The following is a 21,571-nucleotide window of genomic DNA, read 5'->3' as shown; positions in this document are numbered from 1 at the left end:
CTCCTTACTGCGCCTTCGGCGCTTCCAGCGCGATCGCGAGCGTCACCTCGTCGCCGACGCCCGGCAGGTACTTGTCCATGCCGAACTCGCTGCGCTTGAGGCGGCCCTCGGCGTTCACGCCCCAGGTCTCGACCCCGCTCATAGGGTTGGCGAGCCTTGCAGCGCGGGTGACGGTCAGCGTCAGCGGCCGGGTCACGCCCCTGAGCGTCAGCTGCCCTTCAACCCGCTCGGGCTTGCCCTGGCGGAACACCACCTTGTCGGCGGCAAAGCGCATCTCGGGGTAGCGCGCGACATCGAAGAAGTCCGGCCCCTTCAGGTGCTCGTCGCGCTTGGCGAAGTGGCTGTTGAGCGAAGCCGTCGGCACCACCACCTCGACCTTGCCGGTGCCGGCCGCCTCGTCGACGACAAGGCGCCCGCTCACCTCGCTGAACGTGCCCTGCTGCAGCGACAGCCCCAGGTGGTTGACCGAGTAAGTGGCGGTGGTGTGCGTCGGGTCGATCGTGTAGGTAACCGGCGCGGCGATGGCGCCGAACGCGGCGGACATGAGGATGGCGGCAAGGGTGGGCTTCAGGACGGTCATGGTGTGCTCCTTTGTTGGGGTGGGTGCTTAACGCCCGGACAGCGCCAGGCGGAATTTGAGTTCGACGGTGTCGGCGACGGTGTCGGTATCGCGCCACTGTCCGTCACCGACACCGAAGGCGAGGCGCGAGATCGGCAGCGCGCCCTCGAGCCAGCGGGTGCCGCCTGCCTCGCGCAAGGCAAACGGCGCCGAGATGTCGCGGCTGATCCCCTTGAGCGTCAGCCGGCCAAACACCTGATAGCGGCCGTCGGCCAGACGGGTGAAGCGGCTGGCGACGAAACGCGCCTGCGGATGGCGCGCGACATCGAACCACGCGGCCTTGGCCGCCTCGGCAACGGCGTCGGGCGCCGGCAGGCGGATGCTCGCGGTGTGCACGGTCAGCGTCGCGCGGCTTTTCGCCGGTTCGGCCGCATTGAAGGCGACATCGGCGTCGAAGCGGCCGAAACTGCCGGCCACCGGCACGCCCATCTGGCGGAAGCTGAAGTTGAGGCTGCTCTTCGCAAGGTCGACGCCGGCGGCGTTGACGGGTAGGGCCAGCACGAGGGCAAGCAGGCCTGCGCAAGGTTTGATCATGATTGTCCTTTCGGGGAAGAAGGGGCAGGCGCGAAGGCCATGCGGGAAATCAGCCCGTCGCGATCCAGCCACTGGTGCTTGCAGGCCGCGGCCACATGTAGCAAGACCAGCGCGCCAAACGCGTAGGCGAGCACCGCGTGCACAGCGGCAAGCCGCTCAGCGAGCGCCGGGTCGGCACCGATCAGCACGGGCAGCGGAAACACGCCGAACAACACCACCGGAAACCCCTTGGCGAGGCTCGCGAAATACCCGGCCAGCGGCACCGCGAGGAAACAGAGGTAGAGCACAAGATGCACCGCGTGCGCGGCCAGCCGCGCCCCGCGGCCGGTGCCGGCAGGTAGCGGCGGCGCGCCGTGGCGCAGCCGCACAAGGATGCGCAGGAAGACGAGCCCGAACAGCAGTACGCCGCCCCACTTGTGCCAAGAGACAAGGCGGAACATCGCCGGAGAGACGGGCAACTGGCTGACCAGAACGCCCTGCGCGAAGGTGGCAAAAACCAGCGCCGCCATCAGCCAGTGCAGGCGCACCAGCGCGGGGGTGTAACGGGGGATGGACATGTGTGCGCCTCTAAGGTGACCTTGCGATGCGCCACTTTATTGTCATCAAGCACTGCAATAAACTACTCGAACCGCAATTCATTGATGCGATAAACGGGACAATGGACAAATTCGAAGCGATGCGCGCGCTGGTCGCGATCGCGGACACCGGCAGTTTCGTCGGCGCCGCCAACGAGCTTGAGCAATCGAAGAGCGCGCTGTCGCGCCGGGTGACCGAACTCGAACGCGCGCTCGGCGTGCGCCTGATCCAGCGCACCACGCGCAGCCTCGCGCTGACCGACGAGGGGCACACCTACCTCGCGCGCTGCCGCGAGATCCTGCAAAGGGTCGCCGAGGCCGAGGAAGAAGCGAGCATGAACAGCAGCGAGGTGCGCGGCCTGCTGCGCATCAGCGCGCCCTTGAGCTTCGGCACGCTGCGCCTCGCGCCGCTGTTCGCAGAATTCGCGCGCTGCCACCCGCAGGTGCGGCTCGACGTCGTACTGTCCGACCAGATGGTCGACCTGCTCGAGGACGGCTTCGACCTCGCGATCCGCATCAGCGCCGAGCCGCCGCTCACCCGCGCGGTCGCCTTGCCGCTGTGCCGCTCGCGCGTCCTGCTGTGCGCAAGCCCCGCCTACCTCGCCCGGCATGGTGCGCCCGTAGACGTCGCCGACCTCACGGCGCATACGCTGATCGACTACAGCCTCGCCCGCGCGCGCGGCGAGTGGACGCTCAGCCGTGGCAGCGAGCGCGAACGGGTGCGCGTCGCAAGCCCGCTGATCGCCAACAACGGCGAGCTGTGCCGCGCCTTTGCGCTGGCCGGGCTCGGCATTACCCGCCAGCCGGACTTCATCGTCGGCGACGATATCGCCGCCGGCCGCCTGCAAGCGGTGCTGCCCGGCTGGGCGTGCGGAGAAGTGAGCGTGTTCGCGCTCTACCCGACCCGCCACCACCAGCCGGCCCGCCTGCGCGCGCTCATCACCTTGCTGCGCGAGGCGCTGGGCGGCGCGCCGGCTTTACCATCGGCATAAAGTCGCGCAATATACGACACTATATAACGCTACGAGTACCGACCAATAATGCCCCGGATAGCCGCCCTGTTCGCCGCCCTTGCCATCAGCCTGCCCGCGCATGCGGGCGAGCTGACCGTCTCCGCTGCCGCCAGCCTCGCCGACGCGATGCGGGAGATCGCGGCCCGTTTCGAGGCAGGCCAGCCCGGCGTGCGCGTGCGGGTGAACGCGGGCGGCTCGGGCGCACTCTTGCAGCAGATCGCGCACGGCGCGCCGGTCGACCTGTTTGTCAGCGCGGATGAGGCGACCATGGACGAGGCCGCGCGCCGCGGCCTGATCGACGGCAAGTCCCGTTTCGACCTGGCCGGCAACCGCCTGGTGCTGGTCGCGCCGGGTTCCAGCACGCTCAAGGTAGACAGCCTCGCCGCGCTGTCGCAGCCGGCGGTGCGCCGTGTCGCGCTGGGCAACCCGGACAGCGTGCCGGCCGGCCGCTACGCGCAGGCGGCGCTCTTGTCAGCCGGGCTGTGGCCGGCGCTTAACGCCAAGGCCGTTCGCGCGCAGAACGTGCGCCAGGCGCTCGACTACGCCGCGCGCGGCGAGGTGGACGCCGCCTTCGTCTACGCGTCGGACGCCCAGGCGTTCAGCGGCAAGGTGAAGACACTGCTGACGGTGAAAACGGCGACGCCGGTCCGCTACCCGGCCGCCGTGGTGTCCGGCAGTCGCAACCGCCAGGATGCGCACCGCTTCGCGAGCTACCTGCAAGGCGCGGCGGCGCAAGGCGTGCTCGCCGCCCACGGCTTCACCCGGCCGTAAGCATGAACGAGCCCACCCTCACGGCGCTCCTGCTATCGCTGAAGGTCGCCTCGTGGGCGACGCTGATCAATCTGGTGCTGGGTACCGCGACCGGCTACCTGCTTGCCCGCACCCGCTTTCCCGGGCTCGACCTGATCGACACCCTGCTCACACTGCCGATGGTGCTGCCGCCGACGGTGCTCGGCTACTACATCCTGGTGCTGGTCGGGCGCAACGGCCCCATCGGCGCGTGGCTGGAGGAGAACTTCGGCGTCAACCTGATCTTCAGCTGGCAAGGCGCGGTGCTCGCCGCGTCCGTCGTCGTGTTTCCGCTGGTTTTCAAGCCCGCACGCGCCGCCTTCGAGGCGGTCGACGGCCGCTACGAAGCGGCCGCGCGCGTGCTGGGGCTATCCGAAACCGCGGTATTCTTCCGCGTCACCCTGCCCTTGGCGTGGCGCGGCATCCTCGCCGGCGTACTGCTTGCATTCGCGCGGGCGATGGGCGAATTCGGCGCGACACTGATGGTCGCCGGCAGCATCCCCGGCCAGACGCAGACCCTGTCGGTCGCCGTCTACGAGGCGGTGCAGGCCGGGCAGGACGACACCGCGACCACGCTGGTGCTGCTCACCTCGGCGGTGTGCGCGGCGGTGCTGCTCGCCACCCTCGCCCTCGCCCCGGGCCGGACAAGTACCCAGGAGGCGCGCGATGCAGCTTGAGCTTGCCATCCAGAAACGCTACGAGCAGGGCGGGCGCCGCTTCGCGCTGGACATTGAGTTTGGCTGCGACACGCAGCGTCTGGTGCTGCTCGGGCCGTCCGGCTCGGGCAAGAGCCTGACCCTGAAGGCGATCGCCGGGCTGATGACGCCCGACGCGGGGCGGATCCGCCTGGGCGGACGCACGCTGTTTGACGCCGCGCGCGGCGTGGCGCTGCCGGCGCGCGCGCGCAAGATGGGCTACCTGTTCCAGGACTATGCGCTGCTGCCGCACCTGACCGTGCGCCAGAACGTCGCCTTCGGCGTCGCCGGCAGCCGCTGGTTCAACCCTTCGCGGCGCGTGCGCGCCCCCGAGGCCGAGCGCTGGATCGAAGCGTTCGGCCTCGGTGCGCTCGCCGACGCCTACCCGCACACGCTCTCCGGCGGCCAGCGCCAGCGGGCCGCGCTCGCGCGGGCACTGGCGGCCAAGCCCGAGGCACTGCTGCTCGACGAGCCGTTCGCCGCGCTGGACGCGCCCCTGCGCGCGCACATGCGCGCCGAACTGGGTGAGCTCCTCGCGCAAACCGGCATCCCGCTGATCCTGATCAGCCACGACCCGGACGACGCCACCGCCTTCGGCGACACGGTATTCACCCTCGCCGACGGGCGCCTAGCCAGGCAGGGGGCGGCATGAAGGACCCGGTCAAGGCGAGCGCCGAGCTGTGGCTGAACGCCGGCGAGACGCGTCTGGCCGGCGGCGCGCGCATCGCGCTGCTCGCCCAGGTCGGTAAGACAGGGTCGATCACCCGCGCCGCCGCCGCGTGCGGCGTCAGCTACAAGGGCGCGTGGGACGCGATCGATACCATGAACAGGCTAAGCGGTGAGGCGCTGGTCGAGCGCGCCGCCGGCGGCAAGGGCGGCGGCGGCACCCGGTTGACCGCGCGCGGCAAAAGACTGGTCGAGCATTACGCCCGGCTCGACCAGGCCTTGCAGTCGCTGCTGGGCACGCTGGCCGACCCTTCCCTCGCCGACGACTGGCAGCTGATGCGCGCGCTCTCGCTGCGCACCAGCGCGCGCAACCAGTTACCGGGCAAGGTCGAGGCACTCGCAGCGCACGATGGCGGCGTACGGCTGACCCTGCGCCTGGCCGGCGGCGAGCGCGTCGTCGCGCAGCTCACCCAAGCCAGTTGCGAGGCGCTCGGCCTTGAAATCGGCCGCGCCGCGTTCGCCCTTGTCAAGGCGCCTGCCCTGCGGGTGGCGGCCGCAGATGAAACGCCCGCCGACAATTGCCTGGCGGCGACCGTGCAAGGCAACGGGCCGGCAGACGACAGCGGCGAGCTGCAACTCGTGAGCCGCGGCGGCGAACGGCTGGTCGCGAGCCTGCCCGCCGGCGGGCGCCGGCCTGCGCCGGGCGAGGCGGTAGCCGTCTCTTTCGACGCGGCCAGCGTGATCGTCGCCGTCGCCGGTTAAACCCATGACAGAAGCAAACAAGGCTGCGACAATCGCCGCATCCACTTTCCAGCAGGGCGCCCGATGAGCAAGCAGGCCGGCCAGCAGTTGCTGGCGCAAGCGATCCGGGTCGGCGAGGCGTTGCCGGTCAGCGTGTACACGGACAACGGCATGCTGTTGCTCGGCCGCGGCCACTACGTGCTGACCGAGGCGCAACGCACGCGGCTGCTCGCGCACTCGAAGGGCGCCCCCGCCATGCAAGGCACCGAGACGGCCAGTGCGGCTCGCGCGCAGGAGAGCGACGCGCCTCGCACGCTCAACCCCTTCGAAGAGCTGCTTCACCTCTCGCGCAGGCTGAACGCCCTGCTCGCCCACCCGCTCGCCACCACCGGTTTCGAGATCAAGGTGCGCGCGCTGGCATCCGACATCGGGACACTCGCGCGGCGCACGCCCGACGCGATGATCGCGTCCCTGCTGCTCGCGCCCATCGTCCGCTACGCGGCGACGCACAGCGTGCACGTCGCCCTGCTTGCCGCGCTGATAGGCGAGCGCCTGGCGCTACAGGCCGGCGAGCGCGAGGCGCTGCTGTGCGCGGCGCTGACCATGAATATCGCCGTCCCCGGCCTGATGGACACGCTGCACGGCCAGCGCGAACCGTTGACCCCGCCGCAACGCGAAGAGATCGATACCCATCCGCTGCTCGGCTCGGCGATCCTGCGCGAGGCGGGCGTGACCGACACCCACTGGCACACGCTGGTGCAGCAGCACCACGAGCGGCACGACGGCCGCGGCTACCCGCTCGCGCTGGGCGCCGGCGCGCTCGACGCGCTCGTCCCGCTGCTGCAGCTCTGCGACGTCGTCGCCGCCAAGCTCACGCCGCGCAGCTACCGCTGCGCGCAACTGCCGCAACTGGCACTGCGCCAGATGTTCAGCGCCAACGCCGATCAGGACAGCGCACGCTTTGTCGCGCTGATGGTCAAGGAACTCGGCGTCTACCCGCCGGGCAGCTTCGTCAGGCTCGCCAGTGGCGAGATCGGCGTGGTGCTCGCCCGGCGCGACAAGGCGACCGAACCCTTCGTCGCCGCGCTCAGGAAAGAAAACGGGCCGCCCTACGGCGACCCCTTGCTGCGTGAAACCCGGCAGACCGCCTACGCGGTCAGCTGCGCGGTCGCGCCGCAGGCGGCGGGCGTGCGCACCGCCTACCTGTCGACCTTGTGGCGCATCGCCCCGGGCGCCTGAGAGCGTGTTCACGGTCTCGCGAGCGAGGGCGAGACAAGGCGAAAACGGCTGAGAAAGCGGAATGTACAGGTCGTACATGAGCATTTCGAAGCCGTTTTCAACGCCGTATCGCTGATGCGCAGCAGACCGTGAACAGGCTCTGAATCAGCGCCCGCGCGGCCACACCAAGAGCAGCACCCACACGATGACCGCCGCGAAGAAGGCGGCGGACAGTTGCGGCAGGGTGAAGCCCAGCAGCGTCCAGTCGACGTTCGCGCACTCGCCGCTGCCGGAGAGCACCTTGGAGAGCACGTTCCACAGGGGCATTGTTTCCATCATGTACTCGAGCCCGGGGCCGCAGGCCGGCACCTGGTCCCACGGCAACTGCTGCAGCCACACCTGGCGCGCTGCCACGCCAAGGCCCGCCGCCGACGCGAGCGCGCACAAGCCGCCCCACAGCCGGTAGCCACACGGCCCCGGGTTGTGCAGGCAGGCCGCCAGCGCGAAGAGGCCAGTGAAGATCACCGCGACGCGCTGCAGGATGCACATCGGGCAAGGCTCGAGCAGCAGGTAGTACTGCGCGAACAGCGCGAAGGCGATCGAGCCTACGCACGCCAGAAACAGCAAGGCGAAGCCCGCGCGCGGGCCCGGCAGAAACTTGAACATCATCGTCCCCCTACAGGAAATGCGTTTGTCGCGCCGCAAGCTGGCGGCACTTTGTTGTTTTCAGTAATGAACCTCGACCGCATCGAGGCTGCGCCACAGATACCAGGTCGCCTGCGTGCGCCACGGCCTGAAGCGCTCGCCAAAGCCGGACGCTTCACGGGGCGTCGGCCGCCGGCCATCCAGGTAATGGACGGCCAGCGCGCGCAGCAAGCCGATGTCGTCGACGGGCCACACATCCGGACGGTTGAGGTTGAAGATCAGAAACATCTCGGCGCTCCAGCGGCCGATGCCGCGCACCGCGGTCAGCTTATCGACCACCACCTCGTCCGGCAGCGCACCAAAATGCGCGGGGTCGATCCGCCCGTCGGCGAAGTGGCTGGCCAGACACCGCGCGTACTCGACCTTGCGCGCGGACAATCCCGCGCCGCGCAAGGCATCGGGCGATGCGGCAAGCACGCCACCAGGCGTCGCCGGCGTCAAGGCGGTGAGACGCGCCCACAGCACGTCGGCCGCCGCCACCGAGATCTGCTGGCCGACGATGGCGCGCATGAGCGTCTCGAAGGGCGCACCACGGCTGGTAAGCCGCGCGTCCGGGTAGCGCCGGATCAGCGCGGCCATCACCGGGTCGGCCGCGGCGAGCGCGTCGTTCGCGGCGCCCCACCAGGCGGGCGTGCTCAATGGCTGCCGGCCACCGTCATCGAGCCGACCAGGATCGAGCCGCAACGCTTGCCGCCGCGGATGAGCGTATCGGTGCCGACCGCCTCGATCGCGCCGAACATGTCGGCGAGGTTGCCGGCGATGGTGATCTCCTCGACCGGGTACGCGATCACGCCGTTCTCGACCCAGAACCCGGCCGCGCCGCGCGAATAGTCGCCGGTCACCAGGTTCAGGCCGTGCCCCATTAGCTCGGTCACCAGAAGGCCGGTGCCCATGCGCGCGAGCATCGCTTCGAAGCGCTCGCCGGTGTCGTGCACGATCAGGTTGTGGCTACCGCCGGCATTGCCGGTGCTCTGCATGCCGAGCTTGCGCGCCGAGTAGCTGCCGAGGAAGTAGCCGCCGAGCACGCCCGCGTCGACCAGCCGGCGCGCGCGCGTGGCGACGCCCTCGCTGTCGAAGGCGCCGGAGGCAAGGCCGCGCGGCACGAACGGGTCTTCATCGATGTTCACGCAACTGGCCATCACCTGCTTGCCCAGCGTATCCAGCAGGAAGGTCGACTTGCGGTACAGGCTGGCGCCGGAGACCGCGCTCACCAGATGCCCGATCAGTGAAGAGGCAATCGGCGCTTCGAACAGCACCGGGTAGTTGCCGGTCTTGACGCTTCTGGCGCCCAGCCGGCGCAGCGCGCGCTCGCCCGCACGGCGGCCGACGCTTGCCGCGTCGTCGAGGTCGGCGCTGGCGCGCGCGCTCGTGTACCAGTAGTCGCGCTGCATCGCGCCGTTCTCGCTGGCGATCACCGCAGCCGACAGGCTGTGCCGGGAGCCTGGGTAGCCGGCGAGAAAGCCGTTGCTGTTGGCGTACACGAAGTGGCTGGTCTGCGTGGAGACGCCGGCGCCTTCCGAGTTGCTGATGCGCGGATCGACCGCGCGCGCGGCGTCCTCGCAGCGGCAGGCCATCTCGATCGCGTCCTCGGCCGACAGCGCCCACGGGTGGTAGAGGTCAAGATCGGGGAAGGTCGTCGCCAACAGCGCCGGGTCGGCGAGGCCGGCGCACGGGTCGGCGCCGGTGTAGCGGGCGATAGACAGCGCGGCCGCGACGGTGTCCCTAAGCGCGTCGGCGCCGAAGTCCGACGTGCTGGCGTGGCCCTTTTGCTGGCCGACGTAGACGGTGACGGTCGCCCCCTTGTCCTGGTTGTACTCAAGCGTCTCGATCTGGCCCAGCCGCACGTTGACCGACTGTCCGCAGGCTTCGGATACGTCGACCTCGCAGGCGGTCGCGCCGCCCTCGCGCGCGAGCGCGAGCACCCGGTTTGCGACGTCCTGCAGCTGACCGTGACTGAAACTGAATGCTGCGTCTGCCATAGTGTCCTTTGCAATGGAGCCGGCGTCCGGCTTGGGCGCCGTCAATTTCGGGTATCATACCAGCCTTGAATGGAATCAACCGACAAGCATGACCTACCCTCAACACGATAGTGCAGCAGAAGGCATCCCCAGCAAATCCGAGCTCAAGCGCCAGATGGACGCGCTGCAGGAACTCGGCCGCGCGCTGACCGAACTGCCGCGCGACAAGCTGAAGAAATTCGACCTGCCCGAGCAACTGCTGACCGCGGTGCTCGAACACCAGCGCATCCCGTCCTTCGGCGCCAAGAAGCGCCAGGAGCAGTACATCGGCAAGCTGATGCGCAGCATCGACCCCGAGCCGATCCGCCAGCAACTGGCGATCATGCGCGGCGACTCGGCCGAGCACAACGCGTGGCTGCACCAGCTCGAACGCTGGCGCGACAAGCTGATGGCCGACGACAAGACGCTGGGCGCCTTCGTCGCCGAACACCCCGACGCCGACGTGCAGCAGTTGCGCACCATGATCCGCAACGCCCGCAAGGAACTGGCCGAGCAGAAGCCGCCCAAGGCGTACCGCCAGCTGTTCCAGACGCTGAAGACTTTCCTGCCCGAGCCGGGCACCACCGCCGCGCGCGACGCGCAGCAGGACGACAGCGACGAGGCATGACACCCGCCCCGCCCTATCAGGCCCCGCGCTGGCTCAGGGGCGGACACGCGCAGACCATCTGGCCTGCGCTTTTTCTGCGCCCGGCGCGCCCGGCGTACCGCCGCGAGTTGTGGGACACGCCGGATAAGGGGCAGATCGCCGTCGACCGCGTCGGCGACGATACGGCCGCGCCGCTGCTGGTGCTCTTTCACGGCCTGGAGGGCAGCAGCGACAGCCACTACGCGCGTGCGCTGATGCTCGAAGTCGAGCAACTGGGCTGGCGCGGCGCGGTGCCGCACTTTCGCGGCTGCGGCGGCGTCGACAACACCCTGCCCCGCGCCTACCACGCCGGCGACTCGGCCGAGGTCGCGTGGATCCTCGCACGCTTCGCCGCCGAGAGCGGTGCGCCGGTGTTCGCCGCCGGCGTCTCACTCGGCGGCAACATGCTGCTCAAGTACCTGGGCGAGACGGGCGAGGCGGCGCTGCCAATGGCCGCCGCCGCGGTGTCGGTGCCGCTCGATTTGACCGCCGCCAGCACCCGTCTCGACCGCGGCCTTGGCCGGCGCATCTATACGCGCATGTTCCTGAAGACGCTCAAGCCCAAGGCACACGCCCAGCTCGAACGCCACCCGGCGCTGTTCGACGGCGGGCGGCTGGCACGCACGCACACCTTCGCCGAATTCGACGACCTAGTCACCGCGCCCTTGGCGGGCTACCCCGACGCGCGCGCGTACTGGCTAGGCGCCAGCAGCAAACCCCTGCTCGGCGCGATCCGCCGCCCGACGCTGGTGCTCAACGCGCGCAACGACCCCTTCCTGCCGGCCTCCGCCTTGCCGGACGCCGCCGAGGTCGCCGCCTGCGTGACGCTCGAGCAGCCCGAACACGGCGGTCACGTCGGCTTCGCAGACGGTCCCTTCCCCGGGCGGCTGGAGTGGCTGCCGCGACGGCTGACCGCATTTTTCCGCCAACACCTATAAAAACGACCGACTCAGGAGAAACCATGTCCGACATCCTGGCGAAAATCCTCGCGACCAAGGCCGAAGAAGTCGCCCGTGACCAGCAGCGTGCGCCGCTGGCCCTGCTGCGCGAACACGCCGAGGCGCGCCGCGCCGACAAGCGCGATTTCGTCGGCGCGATCCGCGCCAAACACGCCGAGGGCCTGCCCGCGGTGATCGCCGAGGTGAAGAAGGCGAGCCCGAGCAAGGGGGTGATCCGCGCCGAATTCGACCCGGCTGCGATCGCCCGCCAGTACCAGGCGGCCGGCGCAGCCTGCCTGTCGGTGCTCACCGACACCGACTACTTCCAGGGCGACGCCGAATACCTGAAAGCCGCCCGCGCCGCTTGCGCGCTGCCGGTGCTGCGCAAGGACTTCCTGATCGGCGACTACCAGGTGGTCGAGGCTGCGGCGATGGGCGCCGACGCCATCCTGCTGATCGCGGCCGCGCTGCCGGCAAGCCAGATGCGCGAAATGGAGGCGCTGGCTACCGAACTGGGCCTGGCCGTACTGGTCGAGGTGCACAACGCAGAGGAACTCGACGCCGCGCTGACGCTGAAGACGCCGCTGATCGGCGTCAACAACCGCAACCTGCGCAGCTTCGAGGTGAGCCTCGACACCACGCTGTCGCTGCTGCCGGCGATCGGCAAGGACCGCGTCTGCGTGACCGAGAGCGGCATCGCGACAGGCAGCGACGTCGCACGCATGCGCGGCGCAGGCGTGCACACCTTCCTGGTCGGCGAAGCCTTCATGCGCGAGGCCGACCCCGGCGCGGCGCTCTCGCGGCTCTTTGGCACGAACGCGGCTTAATACTCCTTAACACCCTTGGCGCGGCAAGTCCGCGCCGCGGACAGGGCTTTGGGCAGGCTCGTGATATGCTAATGTCCGCAGCAGTTAAACCATAAGGAGTCTTCGTCATGAAACTGACCCGTATTGTCCTCGCCGCCGCCATCGCCGCCGCCTGCGGCAGCGCGCTTGCCGCCGACCCGATCACCCAGCGCCAGGACGTCTTCAAGGACTACAAGAAGACCTTCGGCCCGATGGGCGACATGGTCAAGGGCAAGACCCCGTACGACAAGGCCGAATTCGCCAAGCTCGCCGCCCACCTCGAGGTGATCTCCAAGCAGCCGTGGCAGTACTTCACGCCGGGCACCGACAAGGGCAAGACCGGTGCCAAGGCCGAAATCTGGAGCAAGAGCGCCGAATGGAAGCAGGAAATCAGCAAGCACGAAGCAGCGACCGCAGCGCTTGCCAAGGTGGCCGCGACCGGGGATCTCGCCGCGATCAAGCCCGCCTTCGGCAAGGTCGGCCAGACCTGCAAGTCCTGCCACGACGCCTTCCGCAAGCCGGACTAAGACCGGCTAACACAACCTATATTTCTAGCTGTCGAGAATTTGGCGGATCAGCAACTTACTGGTTGCCCGTGTAATTTTGTCAGCGACTCTTAGCCTCTTCAGTGCCATCGCGCCTCCCCTGCGGGAGGCGCCCGTTTTCTCCCCAAGTGACACCAACGATGTACAAGACCCTGCTGCTTGCCACCCTCGCCCTTGCCGGCACCGTCCACGCCAACCCCACCGCCGAAGCCCGCGTCAAGGACTTCAAGGCCATCCTGCGCAGCTTCGAGCCGATGGGCGTCGTCGTGCGCGACCGCGCACCGTACCGCAAGGACGAGTTCGCCCGCCTCGCCGCCAGCCTCAAGGCCGCCGCGCCGGCGCCGTTCGCACGCTTTGCCGCCGGCAGCCAGGCGAACAGCCGCGCCAAGGCCGAAATCTGGAGCCAGCCGGCCAGGTTCGACGCCGAGAAAAAGCAGTTCATCGTTGCCGTCGACGCGCTGAACAAGGCCGCGCAGGCAGGCGACTTGGCTGCCATCCGCGCAAGCTACGGCCAGGTCGGGCAAAGCTGCAAAAGCTGCCACGACGTTTTCCGCGGCCCGCCACTGTGACCCCGGCGCCCGCCAGCGCGGTCGTGGCCGATGCGTGACGTCTACACGCGCACGTTCGCCGTCCCCGAGACGGCGATCGACTTCAACGGCCACGCCAACAACGTCGAGTACCTGCGCTGGATGCAGGACACTGCGCTCGCACACTCGACACACCGGGGCTGGGGCGTCGCCCGCTACCTCGAGTGCGACCACTCGTGGGTCGTGCGCAGCCAGCACATCGAATACCTGCGCCCGGCATTCGCCGGCCAGGCGCTCCGTTTACACACCTGGATCGTCGGCTTCGAGGGTAGCCAGTCGCGCCGCCAGTACCTGATCGAATGCGTGAAGACCGGCAAGGCCGTCGCCCGCGGCGAGAGCCTGTTCGTCTGCGTGGATACCGTACGCGGTCGGCCGCGCGCGGTCAGCTCCGATTTCGTCTCCGACTTCGACACCGTCCCCGACGAAGCGGCCGCGCTTACCATCATTGAACGCCGCGACAGCGCTCCGCCGGCCTGACCTTGTTCTCGCGCGCAAAAAAAGCCGGGCTTGGCCCGGCGCATCGGTGACTAGCTGTTTCAGAAGCGCGTCAGCACGAAGTACACCGCGCCGGCGGCGACCACCAGCGTCACCAGCGCGATGATGGCCGGCGCGAAGTAGAGGCTGGGCGCCTCGCCTTCGATGCTCTTGTAACCGGTGAGCATGGGCTTGACCAGGTTCTGCCTTTTCACCACGCGGTAGAACACGATCGCCGCCAGGTGCAGGCCGACCAGCGCGAGCACCAGGTTGAAGTTCAGCCGATGCCAGCCGTTCATCTGTTCGGCCATTTCGCTGCTGACCGCTGCGGCGAGCGGGCCGTCGTAGATGTAGGCGTTGACGTCGGCAGAGAAGAGCCCGGTCACCACCTGCGCTGACAAGGCGGCAAGCATGACGAACACCATCCAGCCGCCCAGCGGGTTGTGGCCGGGCTGCTCGCGCTCGGTCAATTCACCGCGCACGTAGCCTAGGATCGCGGCCGGCCCCTTCAGGAAGTCGGCAAAGCGCGCGGTCTGGCTGCCGAGCACGCCCCAGACCAGGCGGAACACCAGCAACACCGCGATCAGCACGCCGCCCCTCAAATGCCACGCCATCCAGTCGCCGCCCTGCTCGGCGCTCCACCACATGAAGGCGAAGCTGGCGGCCAGCGTCCAGTGGAACAGGCGGGTCGGCACATCCCACACCTTGACCTGATGCTTCATCTTGCTCTCCTATCGAATCGGACACTCGCTATTCTACTTGAATAATGGTTCCGCCAGCCTCGGCGCGGCGCTTGCTTTCGGGTAGAATTGTCAATCTTTTTGAAGCGGGCTCCGTCAGCGGCGCCCGCGCGCTTTTTGCACTATTTGGAGAGCCCATGCAACCCACCTCCCTGATCCAGGACATGCAGGCCCGGGGCCTGATCGCACAGGTCACCGACGCCGCCGCCATCGAAGACATGCTTGCGCAAGGCCAGGTCACCCTGTATTGCGGTTTTGACCCGACCGCCGACAGCCTGCATCTCGGTCACCTGGTGCCGGTGCTGGTGCTCAAGCGCTTCCAGATGGCCGGCCACCAGCCGATCGCGCTGGTCGGCGGGGCCACCGGCATGATCGGCGACCCGAGCTTCAAGGCCAACGAGCGCAAGCTCAACACGCCCGACATCGTCGCCGACTGGGTCGGCAAGATCAGGAAGCAGGTCGAGCCTTTCCTGAGCTTCGACGGCGAAGCGGCCGCCATCATGGCCAACAACCACGACTGGTTCGGCCAGATGAACGTGCTCGACTTCCTGCGCGACATCGGCAAGCACTTCTCGGTCAACGCGATGATCAAGAAGGAGTCGGTGCAGCAGCGCATCAACCGTGACGACGTGGGCATCTCGTTCACCGAGTTCACCTACAGCCTGCTGCAGGGCTACGACTTCGTCGAACTGAACCGTCAGCACGGCTGCCGCTTGCAGATCGGCGGCTCCGACCAGTGGGGCAACATCACCGCCGGCATCGACCTGACCCGCCGCATGAACCAGCAGCAGGTGTTCGGCCTGACCCTGCCGCTGGTCACCAAGAGCGACGGCACCAAGTTCGGCAAGACCGAGGGCGGCGCGGTGTGGCTGGACCCGAAGAAGACCTCGCCGTACGCGTTCTACCAGTTCTGGCTGAATACGGCGGATGCCGACGTCTACAAGTTCCTGCGCTACTTCACCTTCCTGTCGGTCGCCGAGATCGACGCGATCGAGGCCGAGGACAAGGCGCGCGCGGGCAAGCCCGAGGCGCAGCGCATCCTCGCCGAGCAGGTGACCGCGCTGGTGCACGGGCAGGACGCGGTGGTCGCGGCGCAACGCATCAGCCAGTCGCTGTTCAGCGAAAACCTGGACAGCCTGACCGAGGCGGACTTCGCGCAGCTGGCGCAGGACGGCATGCCGTCGGTGACCATAGCCAAGGGCCAGGACAGCCTGATCGAGGTGCTGGTGGCAGGCTCTCTTGCCAAGAGCAAGAGCGAGGCGCGCACCTTCATCCAGAGCGGCGCGGTCAGCGTCAACGGCGTGAAGGCCGGTGCGATCGAACAGACCGTGACCGACGCCGAGCGCCTGTTCGGCCAGTACACGCTGATCAAGCGCGGCAAGAAGCTGTACAGCCTGGTGCGCTGGCACTAAACCCGCCGGCCGCCGCGCCCGCGGCGGCCTCACCCATTTTGGGCAAACCCTCGCTACAGACGGGCGGAACCATCGATACAATCCCCGGACCATAAAATGGCTAACGTAAGTGGCCTGCATCCAGGGGAAGTTCATGTTCGACCGTCTGACCATCTCGCGGCGGATCACGCTGCTTGCCACCTTGCTGCTCACCGCCTGTGCCCTCGTCGGCGCCGTCGGCTGGCGCTCGCTTACCACGCTGGACGAAGAGGCGACCCGCCTGATCCACGAAGACATCGCGCTGCGCCACTCGCTGGCCGAATTGCAGCTCACCCTGCGCTCGGTGCGCCAGGACGAGAAAGACATCTTCATCAGCATCGGCAACCCCGCCGGTAGCGAGCAGAACATCCAGACCAACAAGCAGGACCTCGACAAGCGCATCGCCCACTTCAAGGAACAGCTCGCCAAGGTGCGCGGCGAAACCGCCGCAGCCCCCTTCGCGGCCGAACTGGACCGGGTCGGCGCCGGCATTGCCCGCTACGAACAGGGCATGGGCACGCTGTACGGGCAGATCGAACGCGGCGAGATCGCCAGCGCCAACCTGGCCGACGCCGCGATCCAGCCGTTCAAGCCGGCGCTCTACGACGCGCGCGACACGCTGGACAAGCTGGACGAGACGGTCAGCGCGCAGACGACGGCCGCATCGACTGAGCTCGAGGCCGGCATCCACCGCGCGATCACCCTGCTCGCCGCCTTCGTCGTCGCCGCACTCACCGCCGGCGTCACCCTGTCCTGGCTGCTCGCCCGCTCGATCACCCGGCCGCTGAACGCGCTGCAGGCCAAGCTGGCAGAAGCGGCCCGCAACAACGACCTGACGCTGCAACTGGGCACGCACGGCCATAACGAAATCAGCCGAACCACCGAGGCGCTGGAGACCCTGCTTGGCCAGTTGCGCGCGTTCATCGAGCAGACCCGCGAAGGCGCGGCGCGGCTGGGAGACACCGCATCCAGCCTGTCCGGCGTCTCGCAGCGGGTCGCCGACGCCAGCCGCCAGCAAAGCGACGCGTCCTCGTCGACCGCCGCCGCGGTCGAGCAGATGACGGTCAGCATCGACCTCGTCGCCGACCACGCCCAACAGATGGCCGACGAGGCGCGCACCAGCCGCCAGGAGGCCGATGAGGGGCTGAGTCTCGCCGAGCGCTCGAGCAGCGAGATGCAGGCGATCGCAGGGACGATCAGCCAGTCCGAAGCCATCATCGACCAGCTCAACCAGCGCTCGGAAGAGATCGGCAGCATCGTCGGCGTGATCCGCGACATCGCCGAGCAGACCAACCTGCTGGCGCTGAACGCCGCGATCGAGGCGGCGCGCGCCGGCGAACAGGGCCGCGGCTTCGCGGTGGTCGCCGACGAGGTGAGGAAACTCGCCGAGCGCACCAGCCAGGCCACCGGCGAGATCAGCGACAAGATCCGCGGCGTGCAGGACGACACCGGCAAGGCGGTCGGCAGCATGCAGGAGGCGGCCAGCCGCGTCGCGCAGGGCGTCGATTTGAGCCAGTCGCTCGGCGAGCGGCTGGCCACCCTGCAGGGGCGCGCCAGCCAGTTGCTGGGCAAGACGCAACAGATCGCCGCGGCGATGCGCGAACAGAGCACGGCCAGCAACGACGCCGCCCGCAACGTCGAGCGGATCGCCGCGATGGGCCACGAGAACAGCCAGGCGGTCGGGGATTCGAGCCGGATGGCCGGCGAGATGGCGAAGCTCGCCAGCGAGCTGAACGCCGCGATCGGCCACTTCCGCACCCGCTAAGCTGCGCGCATTGCGCGTACAATGGCGCGATGCCCGAACGGATGCCCACCACCCTGCCCGACAAGACCGCCATCGCCGAGCTACCCCTGTTCGAGGGGCTCGCGCGGCAGGCGGTCACCGTCGTGGCCACGCCCGCCGAAGCCGAAGCCGCCTACCGCGCACTGGCTTCCCAAGCCGAAATCGGCTTCGACACCGAATCCAAACCCACCTTCAGCCGCGGCGAAGCGTCGACCGGCCCGCACCTGTTGCAGTTTTGCACGCGGGACCACGCCTGGCTGTTCCAGAGCTGCCGCCCGGACACGCTCGCGCCCGCACTCGCGCTGATCGCGGCCGAGTCCCCCGCCAAGGTCGGCTTCGGCCTGCGCGGCGACCTCGCGCAACTCGCGCGCCGCTTCGAGCTGACGGCCCGCGGCATCGTCGACCTGGGCCAGGTGCTGCGCGCCTACGGCTTCAGCCAGGAGGTCGGCGCCAAGACCGCCATCGCGCTTTTGTTCGGCCGGCGTCTGGCCAAGAGCAAGCAGGTCGGCACCTCGAACTGGGCGGCCGCGCAGCTTGCCGACCGGCAGGTGCTGTACGCGGCGAACGACGCGTACGCCGCGCTCTGCGTGCAGCACCGGCTCGCCGACTTCGAGCCGCCGCGCGCTGAGGCCGCGCGCAAGCGCACGCGGCCGCGCACCCGGGTGCGCGACGTGCACGTCGACGACGTGCCGGTGCTCGCCGCCCTCTCGGGCCTGCCCGAGGCCACGCTGGAAGCCGAGGTGCGCGCCGCGCAAACGGTGCGCACCCCGTGGGTGGTCGCCGTGCGCGAAGGCGCCGTCGTCGGCTTTGCCCGCGCGCTCGCGCAAGAAGCAGGCACCACCCTGTCGCTCGTGCCCGCCAACACCCAGGCCGCCCTCGCCCGCCAGCTTGTCCAGGCGCTGTTCACCCGCCTGGCACGGCAAGGCTGCCCCGAGGTGCAGCTTTGCGCGCACGGCGGCGCGCACGCCGCGCTCTACGCGCGCCTCGGCCTCGAGGAACTCGATGGCGGGCGCTGGCGCAAGGTGTTTGCCGCGCCCTGACGCCGGCCGGCAGGCCTCAAACCCACGCCCGCCGCGCACGCCAGGTGCCGGCGGCCCGCCACCAAGGCGCCAGTCACGGTAAAATGCCGGCAAACAAGCCTTCTGCCGGACAATACACGTGAAAATCATCATCCTCGGCGGCGGCCAGGTCGGCGCGCGCGTCGCCGAAAACCTGGTCTCCGACGACAACGACATCGTGGTGGTCGACCTCGACGCCGCCTTGCTCAAGAAGCTGCAGGACAGGCTGGACATCCAGACCGTGGTCGGCAACGCCGCGCACCCGTCGGTGCTCGAGCGCGCCGGCGCCGCCGACTGCGACATGCTGCTCGCGCTCACCCGCAACGACGAGACCAACCTCGCCGCGTGCAAGATCGCCGGCAGCCGCTTCAACATCCCGACCAAGATCGCGCGCATCCGCGCCAGCGACTACGTCGAGTACGGCGGCGAGGGCCTGCTCGAGGAATTCATGGTCGACTACGCGATCTGCCCGGAGCAGATCGTCACCCACAACCTGTTCCGCCTGTTCGAGTACCCGGGCGCGCTGCAGGTGCTCGACTTTGCCGACGGCCGCGTGCAGCTGGTGGCGACCCAGACGCTCAGGGGCGGCCTCTTGGTCGGGCGCGAGCTGCGCCGCATCCGCCAGGACCTGCCCGAGGCCAACTGCCGCATCTGCGCGATCGACCGCGAAGACTCGCTGATCCTGCCCACCGGCAACACCGAGATCCAGTGCGACGACGAGGTGTTCTTCCTCGCCCAGCCCGACGCGGTACGCGACGTGCTCGCCGAACTGCGCAAGGACGACCCGCCGATCCGTCGCGTGATGATCGCCGGCGGCGGCAATATCGGTTTCCGTCTGGCCCGATTGCTCGAGCAGGCGGGTTACCAGGTGAAGGTCATCGACCACGGCCTCGAGCGCTGCCGGCGCCTGGGCGAAGAGCTCGAGCACGCGCTGGTGCTGCAGGGCGAGGCGACCGACGAGGAACTCTTGGAAGCCGAGAACATCGACGAGATGGACGTGTTCTGCGCGCTGACCAACGACGACGAGGACAACGTGATGTCGGCGCTGCTCGCCAAGCGCATGGGCGCGCGCCGCGTGATCGCGCTGGTTAACCGCTCCAGCTACGTGGGCCTGCTCGAGGGCCACCGCATCGACATCGCCGTCTCGCCCCACCTCTCCACCATCGGCTCCATCCTCGCCCACCTGCGCCGCGGCGACGTCGAGGCGGTGCACCCCTTGCGCGGCGGCAGCGCCGAGGCGATGGAGGTGGTGATCCACGGCGACGTCAAGACCTCGCGCTTGGTCGGGCGGCGCATCGACGAGATCGAGATGCCGCAAGGCTGCCGCATCTGTGCGCTGGTGCGCGGCGACGAGGTGCGCATGGCGCACCACGACGAGGTGCTCGCCGACGGTGACCACCTGATCATCTTCGTGTCGCGCCGCCACCAGGTGCGCGAGATCGAGCAGCTGGTCCAGGTCAAGCTGGGGTTCTTCTGATGAACGAGATCGCCCACCGCGCGAGCGCCGGCGCGCTCGGCAAGCTGCTGCCGGTCGCGCACATCATGTCCAAGCTGATCATGCTCTTTTCGTGCATGTTCGCCGTGCCCGCCGTCGTTTCGGTCGTCTACCGCGACCAGACGCTGGAGAACTTCCTGCTGGCCGCCGTCGCCGGCCTCGCCATCGGCCTCTTCCTGTGGGCGGCGACCCGCCGCTACGAGGCCGAACTCAAGCCGCGCGACGGCTTCATCCTGGTGGTGACGCTGTGGATCGGGCTGGCTGCGACCTCGGCGATGCCGTTCATGCTGCACGACCCGGACTTGTCGTTCACCGATGCCTTTTTCGAGTCGATTTCGGCGCTGACCACCAACGGCGCGACCGTGCTCTCCTCGCTCGACACCCTGCCGCCGGCGATCAACTTCTGGCGCCACTTCATGCAGTGGCTGGGCGGCATGGGGATCATCGTACTGGCAGTCGCCATCCTGCCGATGTTCGGCGTCGGCGGCATGCAGATCTACAAGGCCGAGATGCCCGGCCCGATGAAGGACGCCAAGCTGGCGCCGCGCATCGCGCAGGCGGCCAAGAGCCTGTGGCTGCTCTATTGCGTGTTCACGCTGCTGTGCATCCTCTCGCTGAAAGCCGCCGGCATGGACTGGTTCGACGCGCTGTGCCACGGCCTGTCCACCGTCGCGCTGGGCGGTTTCTCGACCAAGGACGCCAGTGTCGGCCACTTCGACTCGCTGCCGATCGAGCTGATCATCGCCGGCTTCACGCTGATCTCCGGCCTCAACTACGCGACGCACTTCTACGCGCTGCGCCAGAAATCGCTCAAGCCTTACCGCGCCGACTCCGAAGCGATCGCGGTGCTGGCGGTGATCTTCGGCTCCATCCTGATGCTGTCGGCCTTCCTGTGGTGGCGCGAGATCTACACCTTCGGCGCCGCGCTGCGCCACGTCAGCTTCAACGTGATCTCGATCGCGACCGACTCGGGCTTTGCCAGCGCCGACTACGCGCAGTGGCCGATCTTCGTGCCACTATGGATGATGTTCCTGTCGTGCTTTACCGCGAGTTCCGGCTCGGTCGGCGGCGGCATCAAGATGATCCGCACGCTGATCCTGTTCCGGCAGGCGCAGCGCGAGACGACGCAACTTCTGCACCCGCGCGCTGTCCTGCCCTTGAAGGTCAACGGCCGCGCGCTGCCGGACAGCGTCGCGTTCTCGGTGCTCGGCTTCATCTTCGTGTACGTGATGAGCATCATCGTGCTGACCTTCGTGATGATCGCCTCGGGGCTGGACTTCATGACCTCGTTCAGCGCGGTGATCTCGTGCATCAACAACACGGGCCCGGGCCTGGGCCAGGTCGGGCCGGCCGCCAACTACGCGGGGCTGACCGACTTCCAGACCTGGGTGTGCGCGCTGGCGATGCTGTTGGGCCGCCTCGAGCTCTTTACCCTGCTGATCCTGTTTACGCCCGCGTTCTGGCGAAAATGACGCCCA

General features: G+C 68.6%; 24 protein-coding genes. 17 read left to right on the top strand and 7 right to left on the bottom strand.

Features of this window, described 5'->3' with window-relative positions; translation table 11 throughout:
- Nucleotides 1-4 precede the first annotated feature (4 nt).
- The 3 genes from GZH52_RS07255 to GZH52_RS07245 are packed head-to-tail and all read right to left on the bottom strand — an operon-like array spanning nt 5 to nt 1,710.
- On the bottom strand, nt 5-580 hold the full coding sequence (locus GZH52_RS07255) for a YceI family protein (protein WP_163315821.1): 576 nt from the start codon (nt 578-580) through the stop codon (nt 5-7).
- 27 nt (nt 581-607) lie between these two features.
- Nucleotides 608-1,153, bottom strand: coding sequence for a YceI family protein (locus GZH52_RS07250; RefSeq protein ID WP_163315820.1), 546 nt, complete (start codon nt 1,151-1,153; stop codon nt 608-610).
- The gene (locus tag GZH52_RS07245; protein ID WP_163315819.1) at nt 1,150-1,710 is read right to left on the bottom strand and encodes a cytochrome b; all 561 of its coding nucleotides are present in this window, start codon (nt 1,708-1,710) and stop codon (nt 1,150-1,152) included. Before GZH52_RS07245 ends, GZH52_RS07250 begins: the two co-directional genes overlap by 4 nt.
- Nucleotides 1,711-1,811: 101 nt before the next feature.
- Between GZH52_RS07245 and GZH52_RS07240 the strand changes: the two genes are divergently transcribed.
- From GZH52_RS07240 to GZH52_RS07215, 6 genes are all read left to right on the top strand, one after another.
- The gene (locus tag GZH52_RS07240) at nt 1,812-2,720 is read left to right on the top strand and encodes a LysR family transcriptional regulator (RefSeq protein WP_163315818.1); all 909 of its coding nucleotides are present in this window, start codon (nt 1,812-1,814) and stop codon (nt 2,718-2,720) included.
- 48 nt (nt 2,721-2,768) lie between these two features.
- Nucleotides 2,769-3,512 carry a molybdate ABC transporter substrate-binding protein gene (gene modA / locus GZH52_RS07235; protein ID WP_163315817.1) on the top strand — a complete coding sequence of 248 codons (744 nt, stop codon included), beginning with the start codon at nt 2,769-2,771 and terminating at the stop codon, nt 3,510-3,512.
- Between the two features lie 2 nt (nt 3,513-3,514).
- Nucleotides 3,515-4,207, top strand: a complete 693-nt coding sequence (gene modB, locus GZH52_RS07230; protein WP_163315816.1) for a molybdate ABC transporter permease subunit — start codon at nt 3,515-3,517, stop codon at nt 4,205-4,207.
- Nucleotides 4,197-4,877 carry an ATP-binding cassette domain-containing protein gene (locus GZH52_RS07225; RefSeq protein WP_163315815.1) on the top strand — a complete coding sequence of 227 codons (681 nt, stop codon included), beginning with the start codon at nt 4,197-4,199 and terminating at the stop codon, nt 4,875-4,877. Before modB ends, GZH52_RS07225 begins: the two co-directional genes overlap by 11 nt.
- Nucleotides 4,874-5,653 carry a TOBE domain-containing protein gene (locus tag GZH52_RS07220; protein ID WP_163315814.1) on the top strand — a complete coding sequence of 260 codons (780 nt, stop codon included), beginning with the start codon at nt 4,874-4,876 and terminating at the stop codon, nt 5,651-5,653. The genes GZH52_RS07225 and GZH52_RS07220 overlap by 4 nt, the downstream gene beginning before the upstream one ends.
- Before the next feature lie 63 nt (nt 5,654-5,716).
- Nucleotides 5,717-6,871, top strand: a complete 1,155-nt coding sequence (locus GZH52_RS07215) for an HD-GYP domain-containing protein (RefSeq protein WP_163315813.1) — start codon at nt 5,717-5,719, stop codon at nt 6,869-6,871.
- Between the two features lie 144 nt (nt 6,872-7,015).
- Here GZH52_RS07215 and GZH52_RS07210 read toward each other — a convergent pair whose 3' ends face one another.
- Genes GZH52_RS07210 through pmbA form a run of 3 tightly spaced genes read right to left on the bottom strand, consistent with a single transcriptional unit; the run spans nt 7,016 to nt 9,534 of the window.
- Nucleotides 7,016-7,519 carry a disulfide bond formation protein B gene (locus GZH52_RS07210; RefSeq protein ID WP_239058049.1) on the bottom strand — a complete coding sequence of 168 codons (504 nt, stop codon included), beginning with the start codon at nt 7,517-7,519 and terminating at the stop codon, nt 7,016-7,018.
- Nucleotides 7,520-7,576: 57 nt separating this feature from the next.
- Nucleotides 7,577-8,194 (bottom strand): DNA-3-methyladenine glycosylase family protein, encoded by a 618-nt coding sequence (locus tag GZH52_RS07205; protein ID WP_239058048.1) that lies wholly within the window; start codon nt 8,192-8,194, stop codon nt 7,577-7,579.
- Nucleotides 8,191-9,534 (bottom strand): metalloprotease PmbA, encoded by a 1,344-nt coding sequence (pmbA, locus tag GZH52_RS07200; protein WP_163315811.1) that lies wholly within the window; start codon nt 9,532-9,534, stop codon nt 8,191-8,193. The genes GZH52_RS07205 and pmbA overlap by 4 nt, the downstream gene beginning before the upstream one ends.
- Before the next feature lie 88 nt (nt 9,535-9,622).
- Here pmbA and yjgA point away from each other — a divergent pair, with 88 nt between their 5' ends.
- The 6 genes from yjgA (at nt 9,623) to GZH52_RS07170 (ending at nt 13,590) form a co-directional block, all read left to right on the top strand.
- Complete coding sequence (gene yjgA / locus GZH52_RS07195; protein WP_163315810.1) at nt 9,623-10,180, top strand: ribosome biogenesis factor YjgA; 558 nt, start codon at nt 9,623-9,625, stop codon at nt 10,178-10,180.
- A complete protein-coding gene (locus tag GZH52_RS07190) occupies nt 10,177-11,136 on the top strand; it encodes a YheT family hydrolase (RefSeq protein WP_163315809.1) in 960 nt (319 codons plus the stop codon). Before yjgA ends, GZH52_RS07190 begins: the two co-directional genes overlap by 4 nt.
- A 23-nt stretch (nt 11,137-11,159) precedes the next feature.
- Nucleotides 11,160-11,963, top strand: coding sequence for an indole-3-glycerol phosphate synthase TrpC (gene trpC / locus GZH52_RS07185; protein WP_163315808.1), 804 nt, complete (start codon nt 11,160-11,162; stop codon nt 11,961-11,963).
- A 107-nt stretch (nt 11,964-12,070) separates the two neighbouring features.
- On the top strand, nt 12,071-12,508 hold the full coding sequence (locus GZH52_RS07180) for a c-type cytochrome (protein WP_163315807.1): 438 nt from the start codon (nt 12,071-12,073) through the stop codon (nt 12,506-12,508).
- A gap of 158 nt (nt 12,509-12,666) precedes the next feature.
- The gene (locus GZH52_RS07175) at nt 12,667-13,095 is read left to right on the top strand and encodes a c-type cytochrome (protein ID WP_163315806.1); all 429 of its coding nucleotides are present in this window, start codon (nt 12,667-12,669) and stop codon (nt 13,093-13,095) included.
- A 30-nt stretch (nt 13,096-13,125) separates the two neighbouring features.
- Nucleotides 13,126-13,590, top strand: coding sequence for an acyl-CoA thioesterase (locus GZH52_RS07170; protein WP_163315805.1), 465 nt, complete (start codon nt 13,126-13,128; stop codon nt 13,588-13,590).
- Between the two features lie 59 nt (nt 13,591-13,649).
- On the opposite strand, the gene GZH52_RS07165 is transcribed toward GZH52_RS07170, so the two are convergent.
- Nucleotides 13,650-14,309 (bottom strand): cytochrome b/b6 domain-containing protein, encoded by a 660-nt coding sequence (locus GZH52_RS07165; protein ID WP_163315804.1) that lies wholly within the window; start codon nt 14,307-14,309, stop codon nt 13,650-13,652.
- Nucleotides 14,310-14,464: 155 nt separating this feature from the next.
- On the opposite strand from GZH52_RS07165, the gene tyrS reads away from it, so the two are divergent.
- The 5 genes from tyrS to GZH52_RS07140 all read left to right on the top strand — a co-directional run bounded on the left by tyrS (nt 14,465) and on the right by GZH52_RS07140 (nt 21,565).
- Nucleotides 14,465-15,739 (top strand): tyrosine--tRNA ligase, encoded by a 1,275-nt coding sequence (tyrS, locus tag GZH52_RS07160; protein WP_163315803.1) that lies wholly within the window; start codon nt 14,465-14,467, stop codon nt 15,737-15,739.
- Between the two features lie 133 nt (nt 15,740-15,872).
- Nucleotides 15,873-17,522 carry a methyl-accepting chemotaxis protein gene (locus GZH52_RS07155; RefSeq protein WP_163315802.1) on the top strand — a complete coding sequence of 550 codons (1,650 nt, stop codon included), beginning with the start codon at nt 15,873-15,875 and terminating at the stop codon, nt 17,520-17,522.
- Nucleotides 17,523-17,551: 29 nt separating this feature from the next.
- Nucleotides 17,552-18,580: a 3'-5' exonuclease gene (locus GZH52_RS07150; RefSeq protein WP_163315801.1), complete on the top strand. Its 1,029-nt coding sequence runs from the start codon at nt 17,552-17,554 to the stop codon at nt 18,578-18,580.
- Nucleotides 18,581-18,698: 118 nt separating this feature from the next.
- The gene (gene trkA / locus GZH52_RS07145; protein WP_163315800.1) at nt 18,699-20,075 is read left to right on the top strand and encodes a Trk system potassium transporter TrkA; all 1,377 of its coding nucleotides are present in this window, start codon (nt 18,699-18,701) and stop codon (nt 20,073-20,075) included.
- The gene (locus GZH52_RS07140; protein WP_203525661.1) at nt 20,075-21,565 is read left to right on the top strand and encodes a TrkH family potassium uptake protein; all 1,491 of its coding nucleotides are present in this window, start codon (nt 20,075-20,077) and stop codon (nt 21,563-21,565) included. The genes trkA and GZH52_RS07140 overlap by 1 nt, the downstream gene beginning before the upstream one ends.
- Nucleotides 21,566-21,571 lie beyond the last annotated feature (6 nt).

It is taken from the genome of Crenobacter caeni (genome assembly GCF_010435965.1).
GTDB lineage: Bacteria > Pseudomonadota > Gammaproteobacteria > Burkholderiales > Chromobacteriaceae > Craterilacuibacter > Craterilacuibacter caeni.
The sequence above is the reverse complement of the archived record's forward strand: the minus strand, read 5'-3'. Positions and strand labels throughout refer to the sequence as shown.

Bases quoted from the DNA above. Each gene is read 5' to 3' on its own strand.
- GZH52_RS07255 (WP_163315821.1), bottom strand. From the start codon at position 580: ATGACCGTCCTGAAGCCCACCCTTGCCGCCATCCTCATGTCCGCCGCG.
- GZH52_RS07250 (WP_163315820.1), bottom strand. From the start codon at position 1,153: ATGATCAAACCTTGCGCAGGCCTGCTTGCCCTCGTGCTGGCCCTACCC.
- GZH52_RS07245 (WP_163315819.1), bottom strand. From the start codon at position 1,710: ATGTCCATCCCCCGTTACACCCCCGCGCTGGTGCGCCTGCACTGGCTG.
- GZH52_RS07240 (WP_163315818.1), top strand. From the start codon at position 1,812: ATGGACAAATTCGAAGCGATGCGCGCGCTGGTCGCGATCGCGGACACC.
- modA (WP_163315817.1), top strand. From the start codon at position 2,769: ATGCCCCGGATAGCCGCCCTGTTCGCCGCCCTTGCCATCAGCCTGCCC.
- modB (WP_163315816.1), top strand. From the start codon at position 3,515: ATGAACGAGCCCACCCTCACGGCGCTCCTGCTATCGCTGAAGGTCGCC.
- GZH52_RS07225 (WP_163315815.1), top strand. From the start codon at position 4,197: ATGCAGCTTGAGCTTGCCATCCAGAAACGCTACGAGCAGGGCGGGCGC.
- GZH52_RS07220 (WP_163315814.1), top strand. From the start codon at position 4,874: ATGAAGGACCCGGTCAAGGCGAGCGCCGAGCTGTGGCTGAACGCCGGC.
- GZH52_RS07215 (WP_163315813.1), top strand. From the start codon at position 5,717: ATGAGCAAGCAGGCCGGCCAGCAGTTGCTGGCGCAAGCGATCCGGGTC.
- GZH52_RS07210 (WP_239058049.1), bottom strand. From the start codon at position 7,519: ATGATGTTCAAGTTTCTGCCGGGCCCGCGCGCGGGCTTCGCCTTGCTG.
- pmbA (WP_163315811.1), bottom strand. From the start codon at position 9,534: ATGGCAGACGCAGCATTCAGTTTCAGTCACGGTCAGCTGCAGGACGTC.
- yjgA (WP_163315810.1), top strand. From the start codon at position 9,623: ATGACCTACCCTCAACACGATAGTGCAGCAGAAGGCATCCCCAGCAAA.
- GZH52_RS07190 (WP_163315809.1), top strand. From the start codon at position 10,177: ATGACACCCGCCCCGCCCTATCAGGCCCCGCGCTGGCTCAGGGGCGGA.
- trpC (WP_163315808.1), top strand. From the start codon at position 11,160: ATGTCCGACATCCTGGCGAAAATCCTCGCGACCAAGGCCGAAGAAGTC.
- GZH52_RS07180 (WP_163315807.1), top strand. From the start codon at position 12,071: ATGAAACTGACCCGTATTGTCCTCGCCGCCGCCATCGCCGCCGCCTGC.
- GZH52_RS07175 (WP_163315806.1), top strand. From the start codon at position 12,667: ATGTACAAGACCCTGCTGCTTGCCACCCTCGCCCTTGCCGGCACCGTC.
- GZH52_RS07170 (WP_163315805.1), top strand. From the start codon at position 13,126: ATGCGTGACGTCTACACGCGCACGTTCGCCGTCCCCGAGACGGCGATC.
- GZH52_RS07165 (WP_163315804.1), bottom strand. From the start codon at position 14,309: ATGAAGCATCAGGTCAAGGTGTGGGATGTGCCGACCCGCCTGTTCCAC.
- tyrS (WP_163315803.1), top strand. From the start codon at position 14,465: ATGCAACCCACCTCCCTGATCCAGGACATGCAGGCCCGGGGCCTGATC.
- GZH52_RS07155 (WP_163315802.1), top strand. From the start codon at position 15,873: ATGTTCGACCGTCTGACCATCTCGCGGCGGATCACGCTGCTTGCCACC.
- GZH52_RS07150 (WP_163315801.1), top strand. From the start codon at position 17,552: ATGCCCGAACGGATGCCCACCACCCTGCCCGACAAGACCGCCATCGCC.
- GZH52_RS07140 (WP_203525661.1), top strand. From the start codon at position 20,075: ATGAACGAGATCGCCCACCGCGCGAGCGCCGGCGCGCTCGGCAAGCTG.